The sequence below is a fragment of the Erwinia sp. INIA01 genome, from assembly GCF_025947915.1.
Lineage (GTDB): Bacteria > Pseudomonadota > Gammaproteobacteria > Enterobacterales > Enterobacteriaceae > Erwinia > Erwinia coffeiphila.
In genome coordinates, this window is the sequence record NZ_JAPDNC010000008.1 from 77,076 (window position 1) to 90,988 (window position 13,913).

The 13,913-nt window shown below is 56.5% G+C and carries 7 protein-coding genes; 2 read left to right on the forward strand and 5 right to left on the reverse strand.

The window, feature by feature from the left end; all coding sequences use genetic code 11:
- Window positions 1–933: 933 nt before the first annotated feature.
- Both mgtA and OMR58_RS15190 read right to left on the reverse strand, forming a co-directional pair.
- A complete protein-coding gene (gene mgtA / locus OMR58_RS15185) occupies window positions 934–3,645 on the reverse strand; it encodes a magnesium-translocating P-type ATPase (RefSeq protein ID WP_264546402.1) in 2,712 nt (903 codons plus the stop codon).
- A 575-nt stretch (window positions 3,646–4,220) separates the two neighbouring features.
- Entirely contained in the window at window positions 4,221–5,744 is a 1,524-nt protein-coding gene (locus OMR58_RS15190) for a T6SS phospholipase effector Tle1-like catalytic domain-containing protein (RefSeq protein ID WP_264546323.1), read from the reverse strand.
- Window positions 5,745–6,156: 412 nt separating this feature from the next.
- On the opposite strand from OMR58_RS15190, the gene OMR58_RS15195 reads away from it, so the two are divergent.
- A complete protein-coding gene (locus tag OMR58_RS15195) occupies window positions 6,157–7,482 on the forward strand; it encodes an MFS transporter (RefSeq protein ID WP_105593701.1) in 1,326 nt (441 codons plus the stop codon).
- A gap of 136 nt (window positions 7,483–7,618) precedes the next feature.
- Here OMR58_RS15195 and OMR58_RS15200 read toward each other — a convergent pair whose 3' ends face one another.
- On the reverse strand, window positions 7,619–9,676 hold the full coding sequence (locus OMR58_RS15200) for an AsmA family protein (RefSeq protein WP_264546324.1): 2,058 nt from the start codon (window positions 9,674–9,676) through the stop codon (window positions 7,619–7,621).
- A gap of 194 nt (window positions 9,677–9,870) precedes the next feature.
- Between OMR58_RS15200 and OMR58_RS15205 the strand changes: the two genes are divergently transcribed.
- Window positions 9,871–10,803 carry a sugar kinase gene (locus OMR58_RS15205; RefSeq protein WP_264546325.1) on the forward strand — a complete coding sequence of 311 codons (933 nt, stop codon included), beginning with the start codon at window positions 9,871–9,873 and terminating at the stop codon, window positions 10,801–10,803.
- Window positions 10,804–10,905: 102 nt separating this feature from the next.
- Here the strand turns inward: OMR58_RS15205 and OMR58_RS15210 are convergent, their stop codons facing one another.
- Together OMR58_RS15210 and OMR58_RS15215 are read right to left on the reverse strand one after the other, a co-directional pair.
- A complete protein-coding gene (locus OMR58_RS15210) occupies window positions 10,906–12,207 on the reverse strand; it encodes an alginate lyase family protein (RefSeq protein WP_264546326.1) in 1,302 nt (433 codons plus the stop codon).
- Window positions 12,191–13,681 carry a M16 family metallopeptidase gene (locus OMR58_RS15215; RefSeq protein ID WP_200560647.1) on the reverse strand — a complete coding sequence of 497 codons (1,491 nt, stop codon included), beginning with the start codon at window positions 13,679–13,681 and terminating at the stop codon, window positions 12,191–12,193. The genes OMR58_RS15210 and OMR58_RS15215 overlap by 17 nt, the downstream gene beginning before the upstream one ends.
- Window positions 13,682–13,913 lie beyond the last annotated feature (232 nt).

A 13,913-nucleotide genomic window follows, 5' to 3' on the forward strand; every position in this document is an offset into this window, starting at 1 on the left:
GGATCGGAGCATCGGCGACCGTTACGGGCATAACGGCGGGACGTCGTGAACCCAGTCCCTGAGGACTTGGATGCCGCGTCCCTGCGGCATACACCCGGCTTATCTGCACCGTAACGTTCTCCTTTCAAGCTGATTGATTGCTGCTTTCTCGTCACCTTTACCGTTCAGGTTTTGGTGTTGCAGCATTTTCGCCACGTTCACCGTTCAGGTTTTGGTGTAGCGGCATTCTCGTTACGTTCACCGTTCAGATTTTGGTGTTGCTGAATTCTTGTCACGTTCACCGTTCAGGCTTTGGTATTACGCCGTTCTCGTCACCTTTACCGTTAAGACTTTACAGTGGTGCCGCAGCTTCTCATTGCATTCGCTTCGTCGCTTTAGAGTTCAGCACTCACTTTCTCTAATCTATGCACTTCCTTCTATCAGCCTGTTTTATGGCGAGTGCTCCCTGAGCAATTTCAATCCGGTAAACAAGAGTGTGAAGCCGGAAGAAACAGACTTTAAAACAGCAACACCTTAGTTTACGGGCAATCGGGGATGGACGGGTTAGCGGACCGTCCGAGCACAGGGAAGTGCGAGGCCGAGCGGACATGGACGTGACAGCGGGTCCGCGTTCCGGATAACCCCGATAGGCCATGGGCAGAATATGCAGCAACCTGGACTCACCAGCACTACCTTAGTTAACAGGTAATCGGGGGTACCGGATAAACTGGCCCACGAGCACAGGGAAGTGCGAAGCCGAGCGTACATGGACGTGGCAGCGGGTCCGCGTTCCGGATAACCCCGATAAGCCATGCGCAGAACGTGCAGCAACCCGAACTCACCCGCAACCCCTATTCGCTAAATATCATCAGTATCGCCCCGGAAAAAATCACCACCCCGACAAAAAACAACACAATCGCCACCGCTGAATTATCTTTTTTCATCTTATCCCCCTCAGAACCACTGGCCGAAACGGCGGATGTAAAGACGCTTCATGCCCTGCGCGACCACGCAGTAGCCCAGCAGAGTGGCCAGCAGCCATGGGAAGTAGCTCCACGGCAGTGGCACCAGCCCGACGGCATGGCCCAGCGGCGAGAACGGGATCAAAATCCCGGCAATCATCACCAGCCCGGTGGCCAGCATCACCGGCAGCGCGGCACGGCTCTGAATAAACGGAATTTTTCGGGTGCGCAGCATATGCACTACCAGCGTCTGCGACAGCAGCCCCTCCACAAACCAGCCGGACTGGAACAGCGCCTGGCTTTCAACGCTATTGGCGGCGAACACCGTCCACATCAGCCAGAAGGTGGTGATATCGAAAATGGATGACGTTGGCCCAATCCACAGCATAAACCGGCCGATATTCTTCGCATCCCAGCGGCGCGGCTTGCGCAGAAACTCTTTGTCCATTTTGTCCCACGGCAGCGCCAGCTGCGACAGGTCATACATCAGGTTTTGCAGCAGCAGATGGATCGCCATCATCGGTAAAAACGGAATAAACGCGCTGGCCACCAGCACCGAAAAGACGTTGCCGAAGTTAGAACTGGCGGTCATGTTCAGGTATTTGATGATGTTGCCGAAGGTTTCGCGCCCGGTCATCACGCCCTGTTCCAGCACCAGCAGGCTTTTTTCCAGCAGTATGATATCCGCGGATTCTTTGGCAATATCCGTGGCGGTATCCACGGAGATGCCGATATCCGCCGCCCGCAGTGCCGGCGCATCATTAATACCGTCGCCGAGGAAGCCGACCGTATGTCCGTTGTGTTGCAATGCCTGCAGTACGCGGGTTTTTTGCTGCGGCGTCAGGCGGCAGAACAGCGTACGCTGCTCAACCAGCAGGTAGAGTTCATCATCGCTGAGCTGGGCGATTTCACTGCCGCATAGCGGTTCTCCCGGCTCCAGACCCACATCGCGGCACACTTTGCTGGTAATAATCGCGTTATCGCCGGTCAGTACTTTCACCGTCACGCCGTTTTCGTGCAGGGCAGCAATGGCTTCTGCCGCGCTCTCCTTCGGTGGATCGAGGAAAGTCAAAACGCCGCTGACAATCAGTTCGCGCTCGTCATGGATACTCAGCGGCAGTGAGATCGGGCTGCCTTCAATAGCCCGCCAGCCGACCACCAGTACGCGGAAGCCCTGCTGGTTATAGTTCTCTGCCTGATCGCGAAGGCGCTGACGCGCGGCCTCATCCAGCGGGCGGATTTCATCGCCGTCGCGCCAGAAGCTGGAAACCGCCAGCATTTCGTCCACCGCGCCTTTGCAGACCAGCATCTGCTGCTGGTTCTGGTCCGCCAGCAGAATCGACAGGCGGCGGCGTTCAAAATCGAACGGCAGCTCGTCGATTTTGCGATAGCGCCACAGGTCGTTGACCGCCATATTGCCCTGGCTGAAGGCCAGAACGGCCTTATCCATCAGATTTTTTACGCCGGTCTGATGGCGGCTGTTCAGCCACGCCAGCTGTAGTACGCGTTCGTCGCTGCGGTCGTGCAAATCCAGGTGGTGAGACAGAATGATGCGATCCTGAGTCAGCGTGCCGGTTTTATCGCTGCACAGCACGTCCATTGCGCCGAAGTTCTGGATGGCATTGAGCCTTTTCACCACCACTTTCCGCCGCGAAAGGGCAATCGCGCCTTTCGCGAGGTTAGAACTGACGATCATCGGCAGCATTTCCGGGGTCAGCCCCACCGCAACCGCCAGCGCAAACAGCAGCGCATCGCTCCAGTCACCTTTGCTGTAGCCGTTCAGCAGCAGAACGATCGGCACCATGACCAGCATAAAGCGGATCAGCAGCCAGCTGACGCTGTTGACCCCGCGATCGAACGCCGTTTGCGGGCGCTTACCCAGCAGTGAAGTTGCCAGCGAACCAAACCAGGTATGGCCGCCGGTAGCCACGACTACTGCCGTCGCACTGCCGCTGGCCACGCTGGTGCCCATCAGGCAGATGCCGGGCAGGCTGAGCAGCTCCTGTTCACTGAGCGGTCCGGCAACGTTCGGGCTGCTTTGGGTGTCATATTTCTCAATCGGTAACGCTTCACCGCTCAGCGCCGCCTGGCTGACAAACAGGTCGCGCGAGGCCAGCAGGCGCACGTCGGCCGGGATCATATCGCCCGCCGAAAGCCGTACGATATCGCCCGGTACGACCTGCTGTAGTGGGATTTCCATCTCCATCGCTTCACTGTGCGCATGGCTGCGTCGAATCACCGTGGCAGTCGTGCGCACCAGGGATTTCAGCGCTTCCGCCGCTTTGTTCGTGCGGTATTCCTGCCAGAAACGCAGTAAGCCGCTGAGGCTGACCATCACCAGCACAATGATCACGCCGGTCAGGTCGGTATCTTCACCGCGATTCAGCGGCAGCAGATAATCGGTAACAAAACTGATGGCTGCCAGCGCGGTCAGCACCCAGATAAACGGATTATTGAACGCCTGCACCAGCTGTATTGCTGCTGCCGGGGCTTTTTCGCTGGCAACCTGGTTGGTGCCAAAGTGTTCCAGGCGTTCTGCGGCATCCTCAAAGGTCAGCCCGTGGCGTTGAGTATTAAGTTGAGCGAGGGTGTGTTCCTGGCTCCGGCTGGCTGCGCTGGCGATCGCCAGATCGCGCGCCTTTTTCAGGTCAGCGTGATGCATTTTCATCTGCCTGCTCCTTGAATGAAGTTTTTTTACGTGCAGGAGAAGGTCCCTGCAAACGAGGTTTTTTCAGTAAATTCAGGGAAGGAGGCGTGGCAGGCAGACGGAAAGGAGAAGAAACGTTAGTGCGTTATCCTCCCGTGTTCATCCTGCCATCGCCTCTCTCGTGACGGAGGTTCTTTCATCGTGTGCTCCTGGGTTAATCTGCCGCGCAGCGAAAATCGCGCGTACAGCAGAGGATGCTCTGATAGTCAGCCACGCAGCTATGCCGCTGGCGAAGACCAGATCGAATGAAATTGATTTACGGGATGAAACAGCTCGGAAGAGAGTTGCAGCATGGCCCGCCGTTTTTACGGCAGGCACACATTAAACGGAGTGGACCTGCCTTCAGTAATGTTCAGGTAAAGGGTGACTGTCCAATGAAATGCAGGCTCCGTTAGTAATTTGCCGAGATTCTAATCGCCGGGCTACGCAATGTAAACCCGGAGATTAATTACGGGAAGTAATAAAGATTATAAAAATAACATGATGATTTTAAAGTAATAAAATTAGTATGGCGTTAAAAAATGGCCGGTTTTTTCCTAAACTGTTTATCAACGAATGTGCAAAACGTCATTTTATGGCGTGGATGAAGGGTAAATCGTCCGCATCCAGTTTTCGTCCGGGCGATCGGGATAACTGATTAATGCCTCCCGCCTGACCGACCTGGAAACGGTGGTCAGCCATCCGCCATCACGCCAGACAAACGCTTCCTGGACGGCACACCAGCTGGCTGAAAAATGCAGGTAGCGGCCTGCGATGCGCAGGTCATCATGGCTGAAGGGCTGGGGCGATTTGCCGCTTCGCTGCCGTTTCCCCTGCTCACGGGCGAATTCGCAGAGTGGAGTCAGCTCCGGCGGCAGGCTGAATTCGGGATCGTCCTCATCGATATTTGCCAGCATCACACCGGCCTCCTGCGCGGCATCCACCATTACCCGCAGTGCGAGCTTCGCCCAGTCGTTACTCAGACGACGGCGAAAAACTACAGCGGCCCCAACCCGTTTGCGTGCAAGCCCTTCCTGACTGGGAGGCAGCCATTCGTCATGCCAGCTCTCAACCTTCATCTCTCCACTGTTCAGCAGCGGCTTCAACGCTGGATTGCCCTGCAAAATTCGCATATTTTCATTGGCCTGCTGCACAACGTCGGCCATCTCGTCCGGAGTTTCGGCAGGTAAGTAAGTGAACTCCGGCTGGCTGAGGAACTGGTGCTCTTCTTCCTGCGGATTGTAACCCCCGCCGATATCCGAGTGCGCGCCGGGGAGAACCAGCTCGGGATACTCAGGCGCAATGCTTTGCAGGCAGAAGTTGTAGCGATACTCATGTGCTGCCGCAATTTGAAAGACCCGGTGCGCAATGCCCGGCGGTAATGACAGTTTCAGACCCCCGTCGTGCGGGCTGTGGGGATTGAATGCGTTGGTCATATTCGCAATACCGGCCACACCGTCGAACAGTCCGATAAAGCGAGTCTCGATCGCCGGGAGAGCGCGATCTCCCCGCTCTTTTAAGCCTTCAACAATAGCCGCAGTCAGTAGCGGATCTTGCCCTGCAACACGATTAGCAAAGTGGCGCGCCGACGCCGCACCGCGGCTGAAGCCGAAAAGGTCGAATGCCAGCCGGGTAATCTGCCCTTTTTCTTTATCCTGGCGTATTATTTTCTTTAGCTCAGCAGAGAGTGCGGCAATTGCCTCATCCGTTTTGGCAATAATGCCACTTTTCCCTTCACCAATCGCAAAACCGCTAATACTGTCCGCATCACCGGAATGTGTACCGGTCCCACTGATATATAAACCTGTTTGAGATTCAGCCTGGTCGTCCCTGGGAGATTTATAGAGAGTAAACAGCCGATAAATATTGGTGTAATACTTATCATAACTACTGCGTGAGATATCACCGGGTCTTGCCCCGTTAATTGTCTCCGAAAGGCAAGATTCATCATGGGTATGTTTGTTGTATATATCCATGCGTTTCATGGTGTTATAGGCGTTATTCCCGCTGCCGTCGAAAAAGATCCCTATCGAAAGCACTCTGCTGCGATGTTTATCGGATAGGGCGGAATGCGCGCTGTTCAGGACAGAAGTATCACTGCGAGTAATTTTATCCATAATAACCTTTCCCTGGTGATTGTTGATATTTACTACAGATTTTTTATGCCGTCGGAGAATGTATTTTAATTAAAATTGGGTCGGCATTAATTGACTTAAATTACAAATAAGTCATCTGCATAGAAAAGAGACAGTGAATGTGAAGTGAGAAGTAGTCAAAAACCCTGGCTAAAGGTCACTATTTAGCCAAAGAGGGGCATTTATTACTGGCTCCTAACTTTTATTTGCCATTTTTTAGTGATTAACTCTAAAAAACATTTCATTTTCCCTGCCATGTTCTCGCAAATATCGCATATTAAACATTATCCTCTTTTCCCGTAGGATCTATAAACTCACTGGGCACTTTCACCATTGAATGCGATTAAACCTCTGCGTAAGATTCTTTTTCGTTTATTAGAATAAAGAAACAATTATGCAAGCCTCCATCGCTCCATCTATCGCCGCTGAAGACGCTGCACCCGTAAACTCCCGTAGTAAAGTGGTGGTTGCTTCTCTGGTCGGTACGGCTATCGAATTCTTCGATTTCTATATTTATGCTACTGCGGCGGTGATCGTCTTCCCGCATATTTTCTTCCCGCAGGGTGATGCCACCGTGGCCACGCTACAGTCGCTGGCGACCTTTGCTATCGCTTTTGTGGCCCGCCCGATCGGCTCTGCGCTCTTCGGCCACTTCGGTGACCGCGTTGGCCGTAAAGCCACGCTGGTGGCCTCGCTGCTGACTATGGGGATCTCTACCGTCATCATCGGCCTGCTGCCGAGCTACAATAGCATTGGCGTGTTTGCTCCCATGCTGCTGGCGCTGGCGCGTTTTGGTCAGGGTCTCGGCCTGGGCGGCGAGTGGGGCGGTGCTGCTCTGCTGGCTACTGAAAATGCGCCTGCGAAAAAACGCGCGCTTTACGGCTCATTCCCACAGCTCGGCGCACCGATCGGCTTCTTCTTTGCCAACGGCACCTTCCTGCTGCTTTCCTGGCTGCTGACCGATGAGCAGTTTATGAACTGGGGCTGGCGCGTACCGTTCGTACTCTCTGCCGTGCTGGTACTGATTGGTCTGTACGTTCGCGTCTCGCTGCATGAGTCGCCGGTGTTTGCCAAAGTCCAGAAAGAGAAAAAACAGGTTAAAGTGCCAATCGGTACCCTGCTGAGCAAGCACCTGGGTGCGACCGTGCTTGGCACCTTTATCATGCTGGCGACCTACACCCTGTTCTACATTATGACCGTGTACTCCATGACCTATGGCACAACACCGGCTCCAAACGGCCTGGGTATTCCGCGTAATACCTTCCTGTGGATGCTGATGGTTGCGGTGATTGGTTTTGGCGTGATGGTGCCGATTGCCGGTATGCTGGCCGACCGCTTTGGTCGTCGTAAGACGATGATTGTGATTACCCTGATGATTATCGCTTTCGCGCTGATCTTCCCTTCCATGCTGGGTTCAGGTAATCAGGCGCTGGTGATGGCGTTCCTGCTGTGCGGTCTGAGCATTATGGGCCTGACTTTTGGCCCGATGGGTGCGCTGCTGCCGGAGCTGTTCCCGACCGAAGTACGCTATACCGGAGCCTCGTTCTCCTACAATTTGTCGTCAATTTTAGGGGCATCCGTAGCGCCGTATATCGCCACCTGGTTAGCACACACCTATGGCCTGTTCTACGTTGGCGTTTACCTGGCTTCCATGGCGTTCCTGACGCTGCTCGCGCTGATTAAATGCCGCGAAACCCGTCACGAATCACTGTTTGATTAAATCTTCCTGGCGGTTATGCCGCCTGAAGCACGCATCAACCCTCTTCGCCGCCACTTGACCGTGGCGGTGATTTTTTTAGCTTTTCGTCCGCAGCCTTCCTCGCTTCCTCTGACTAAAATGCGTCACGCTGCATTGGTTATTTCCCCTTCATCTGCCCAAGGACCTTCGTACACTGATTCTGATCGTTCTCGCTGGGGGAAATGAGCGCCAGCAGGGCCGCAGCCGGAGCGACCACCGCACCTAGCGCTACCGCAGCAGCACCGCGAGCAATCAACGGGCCTGCTTTCACCCCCGCATCAGGATTTTTAAAGGTGCCGCGCACGTACAGCGGCGAGCGCAGGGTGATAATGCGGATGCCTTTACTTTCCGGATCGATTGACAGATCCAGGCGTTCGTTAGCGAAGTTGGTGGTGCCGGTAATATTGATTACCGCATTTTCCGTATCAAAAACAAATAGCTGAGACGAAGCCAACCCGTTTTTGACCTGCAAATTCGCTGCCGCGCAGTTGATTTTCACTTCATCATCGCCAAACAGTTTGCTCACCACGTAGTTGCCGACGTTAAGCCCGACAATTTCCATCAGGCTGCGGCTGATCAGGCCGTCGTTCATCAGCAGCTTCAGGTTGCCGTTACTGGTTGCCAGCAGGTCGGCCACCGAATTTCCCCGCCCGCTCAGTGTGGCATCACCGTTCAGCTGCCCCAGCGCGCTTTGCATCGCCTGCACATCAGGGAACAATTGACGTAGCTTGAGGCTGCGGGCATGCACATCGGCCCGCCCCTGCAGCGGTGTTTTATCCCCTTCCAGATGGATGCTTGAGTTTATCGTGCCGCCCGCCATGCCGAAGCGCAGTGGGTCGAGGCGCAGATCGCCGTTTTTCAGTATCACATGGGTTGAAAGATCGCTCAGCGGCAGCGAACTGCCGTGTTCGATGCGTTTACCGCTGAAGCGCACGTCCGCGTCCATCACGTTCCAGCTTTTACTGTCGAACTTATCATGCGGCAGCACGCGGTCGGCAGGCTGCGTGGAGGCTTCACCGCGTTTCTTTTTCGCCTGCTCGGTTTTCTCACTGCCTTTACCCGAGTTCACGCCGATTAACGGACCCAGGTCGGCCATCCGCAGCTGGCGCGATTCCAGCTCGCCCTCCAGTTTTGGCCGCGGCTTCGTCTGGCTGTAGGTTAAGGAACCACGAATATCACTGTCGCCGATATGACCATTAAAGTTCTGATAGCGGAACACTGCGCCCCCGGTTTCGCGGAAGCGGGCGCTAAGGTGCCCGTCGGTTTCATACGGCGGGGTATCCGGCAGCAGCACGCCGGTCAGGCCGTAGAGGTTCGCCAGCGTATCGCCGGAGAAGCGCAGCCGAAGGTCAACGCCGCCGGGATCCATCGGATTCTGGATGGTCCCCGCCAGGCGAACCCGGGTTGTTCCGCTGCGTACGTCGGCCTGCACCGGGAACGGCGTTGTCTGGCTGCGCAGTGAGAGCATGCCGCCAATCTTGCCTTCGCCGGTCAGTTTTTCCTTGTTATAGGTGCCGCTGGCCTGCCAGCCAAAGACAAAGTCGGCCGCGCCCTTCTGTTTGTCATCGCCTCCCGCCAGCTGGGCGTAGGGCACGGGTTTACCCAGCGGATCGACCGTTACCTTAACGTCGGCTTTGTTAATCGCGTCGCGGTAGCCGATGGTGCCCTGGTCAAAAACGATATTGTCCAGCCGGAATGACCAGGCGGAAGGTGGCTGATTCGGGTCTTTGTTTTCGCTGCCGGCCAGGTTAAAGGTCCAGTTGTTCTTGCCGTCAGCGGTTTGTACCAGCTTCGCCTGCGGCTGCTGTAGCTTGATCCACGGTAGCCACACTTCTTTTCCCAGCAGCGCCAGTGGCGAAATCGACGCATCAACGCGCTCAAGATGCGCCATGGTCAGATCGGGGATTTCCGGCGGGTTGCCCAGCATAATGTCCTGAGCATGAATATGTGGCCACGGCAACCAGCTGCGCCAGCCCGGCTCGCTGCGGTTACGTTCCCAGGCGACGCCCAGATCGCCACGGATGGCGAACGGGCGGTTAATTTCCTGCGAAACCTTGCGGTTGATCGTCGGCTTTAAACGGTTCCAGTCGAACGTGGCAATCAGCACCACCAGAGCCACGAGCAGCAGAACCAGGACCCCCGCAGTCCAGCTGATTATTTTCCCGGTACGCGACATGCGCTTCTCCTTCCCTTTTTATGCTTATGTAAAGATAGCCCAGGGGGGAGGATCTGGCATCCGTGGGAGCGGCAGCACGCGTGAACGCAATAATTAAACTGACATCACGATAAAAATAAAACATCGTTTTAAATATTGACTGGGCAGCTGCGGGCGGCGAGACTGGATAAAAAATTTCCTACGGGCCGAGAAAAATGACGCAACAGAAAATTGCCGTAATAGGCGAATGCATGATTGAGCTTTCCCAGCGCGGCAGCGATATGAGCCGGGGTTTCGGCGGCGATACGCTGAATACGGCAGTCTATGTCGCCCGCCAGGTACAATCCCAGGCGCTGCGCGTGGACTATGTTACCGCGTTAGGGAAAGACAGCTTCAGCAATGAAATGATTGACGCGTGGCAGAGCGAAGGATTGCACACCGACTTGATCCAGCGGCTGGAGAACAAGCTGCCGGGGCTGTACGTGATTGAAACCGATGCCCAGGGCGAGCGCACCTTCTGGTACTGGCGCAACGATGCCGCCGCCCGCTTCTGGCTGGATAGCGAGCAGGCCGACGCGATCTGCCAGCAGCTGGCGCACTATGACTATCTCTATCTGAGCGGCATCAGCCTGGCGATCCTCAGCCCGCAGAGCCGCGAAAAACTGTATGCCCTGCTGGCCGCCTGCCGCGCTAACGGTGGCAAAATTATCTTCGATAACAACTATCGCCCGCGCCTGTGGCAAAGCCGGGAGGAGGCGCAGTCTGCCTATCAGGCAATGCTGGGCTACACCGATATCGCGTTCCTGACGCTGGATGACGAAACGCTGCTGTGGGGCGAGGCTGATAGCGCCGAGGTGATTCGCCGTACCCGCGCTGCGGGCGTACATGAAATCGTGATTAAACGCGGGGCCGATACCTGCCTGGTGGATACGAGCGCGGAGCCGCTGCTGGAGATACCTGCAGTGCGGCTGCCGGCCGATAGCGTAGTAGATACCACCGCCGCAGGGGACTCGTTCAGCGCGGGCTATCTGGCGGTGCGCCTGACCGGCGGCAGCGCAGAAGAGGCCGCTAAGCGCGGACATCTGACGGCCAGCACGGTGATCCAGCATCGCGGTGCGATTATTCCCCGTGAAGCGATGCCGGTATAGAAACGCAGGGTAATTCACTAAACCGGCTGCAAACAGTTAAGCGGGCAATATCGACGCTGAGCAGTCGGGTATGGAAGGCGATCTCGATTGCAGTGAAGCCCGTCAGCGGCTGTAGGCGGGCACTGCCAGCAGCCAGCTGGCTCGCAGGGCATCGAGCGTTGCACCGCGAGCGGCACCGGCTGCGGGCAGCGTCCAGTCAGCCCGTTCGATTTGTTGCCGGTACCGCTGGCTTTGCAGCTGGTTATCCGCCTGTACCAGCAGCGGAATCAGTCTGACGCCAATATGATCGAGGCTGGGGTAAGGCCAGTGCTTCGCGCCGTCGCTCCAGGGTGCCATAAAGTCCAGCGCGTTTAACAGCCCGGAACCCTGCGGCGTCCGGTAACGCCATAAATCCCCCGATCCGTTCTTAGCGACAACGGTCGCCAGCGCGGTCAGCGCCTGCAGGTTAAACCAGCTGTAGTGAAACGAGCGGGTGCGCGCCAGTTCCAGAGGCTGACGGCCGTCGGCGGTCAGCTGACCGGCCATCCGCCGTTGTGCCTGTTTGAACATCTGGCGGATAACGTCAGGTCGCTGAACGTACCAGGCAATGCCCGCCACCTGCGCGCTGTACCAGCTGCCGTGGTTATTCTTCGCCGCCGCCTCGCCCCGGCCCTCGCGGCTGGTCAGCAGCCACTGGAGATAATCTTTCATCCAGCGCTGTATCTGCTGTTCGTCCTCTTCCTGCCACCCCGGAGCCTGCCGCAGCATGATCAGCGAGTCGACAATGCGGGTGGCGAAGTAGCGGCCGTCCAGCACGCCGGTGTGCCGTCCGTCTGCGATGCCCGGCACGCCCTGGGCATACTCCAGGTTGGGATTCATGCGTGTTGCCGGGTTAATAAACCAGTGGCGGATCAGCGCGATGGCTTTATCCGCATAGCGCTGGTCGCCGGAGAAATACCAGGCGAGGGTTAATGTCTGCACGCTGGCAGTAAATGTTGCCAGCCGCACGCCGTCGCTTTGCTCATTTTTACTTGCCGGATTAACGTGACCGTCGCGCTTGACCCAGGGCAACCCGTCCGGTTTATTGCCGTCCGGCCACCAGTAGGCGCTGAGGCTCAGGTAGTCATGCTTTGAACCGCTGGGCGGAGTCATTCCTTTATCGGTGACGCTGAGCAGCGGTTGCTTCAGCGCTTTATCGGCCGCACGATGCAGCGCCTGCCAGGCGGTAAGCGTCGGTTCGGGTGCCTGCTGCTGTAATAAACGCTGGCGGTTCAGTACCAAGTCGCTGTCGTTAAGGAAGGCATATTCCTGTGCGCAGAGCGCAGAGGAGAACGCTGAGAGGATGAGCAGCAGGAACGGAATCGCCCCGCGCAAAGAAAAAGGGCGGCCCTGAAAGGCCGCCCTGCGGTTACTGCGCTGGCGCATCCGTTGCTACCGCCGGGTCGGCTGGCGTTGCGGGGGCCTGAGGCGCGGCGTCAACCGGCTTCATAATTTTCTGCCAGCTTTCCTGCAGCTGCCCGGCATTGATTTCCGGTTCGCCCTGCGGCTGCATCAGCATCATGGTGATATCCTGGGTCAGCTGCTGGCGCAGCTCCTGGTTCAGCATGTCCAGCGTCAGGCCGGAGAGAAATGCCTGGCGCAGCTTCTGGTACTGTTCCGGTGCGATATCCACCACCGCGTTCTGCTGTGAACGCAGGCGCTGGCTCATCAGCACATCGGTATCGGTGCGGGCATAGGTAGCGAACAGCTTGTTCAGCTCGGTATTTTTCTGCGCCATCAGCGTATCAAATTCCTGCTGCGTCAGGCCGTTGTCACGCACGTTAGCCATCTCTTTGGCGATCAGGTCCAGGTTGCTACTGAGCGCCGCGTTGTCCGAATCAATATTGATGGCGCACTGGGCGCGCTGATACAGCACGCGGCAGTCAAAGCCGACCTGTACACCCTGAGCTTTATTCTCGCTCAGCACGCGCTGAACGTGCCAGAACAGCGCTTCGCGCGCCAGATCGCCCTGCCAGTAGCGTTGCAGATTCTGCGATTCCCGGATTGGCATCCAGGGATTATCCCAGACCAGCGACAGGCGGTCCTGGCCGAGTGCCGGATTGACCAGATTTACCGGCTGCGGCGGCAGTGGAGAAAGCGTTGGCAGAGGCGCGGGCTGCTCACGTTTACCTTCCAGCGGCGAGAACACTTTGTTGATCTGCTCGGCCAGGCTGCGGCTGTCAACGTTGCCGACAACAAACAAGGTCATCGCATCCGGGGTATACCACTGTTTATAGAATGCATTGAGCTGGGCCAGATCGACCGGCACTTTCACCGCTGACGCCGGGTCGTGGCCGAGCAGCGTGGAGCCTTTCAGCCGGTAGCGCCACCAGACATCCTGAGTATTACCGGGCCAGGTACCGATGGGATCGTCGGCATTCAGCGCCGTATTCACCACCTCAGTATTGATGGTCATTTTATCCACGGTCGCGGCCAGCCAGTTCAGGGCCTCTTTCACCATTTCCGGGCGGTTATTAGGCAGGCTGAGATTATAAACCGTGTAGTTATACGAGGTGATGGCTGGAGGGAGTGGATGCTGTGGATCGATGCTTTGCTGCCAGAGAGAACGCTGCTGAGCGGGTTCAAGAGCGGCGTTGTGTACCAGCGCCAGGCGTGGCAAAAGGTGGCTGTAGCCGATTTGCTGGGCGCTTTCAACCAGCGATCCGGTATTAACCAGCAGGCGAATTTCAATACGATCGCTTGGTCGCTGAGGTGTTGTTAATAACTGCCAGCTGAAACCGTTATCCAGTTTTCCCTGCTGCCAGGCGGGATCGGGTTGGAGAGTTTCAGCCTGTACCGTGCAGCTGGCTGCTGCCAGTACTACCCCACCAATCAAAAGACGAATTCTGGTGCCCTGCATGTGAACCCCTACTCAATCACAAACCAAAAAGAATCACTGGTGATCTGTTACCTGCTGCCCGCGACGTTTCAGCCGGTCAAAAACCCCAGGGAAGCCGCTGTATTTTAAAGGAACAGCTTGTTAGACCACGCATCGGCGAGGATGTCACACAGCGTAGAAAAAAATCGTAAAAAAAGCATTGGAGGTTATTATGCAAATGCCCGCCGCGAGGGCAAGTCGCGGTGGGCATTTC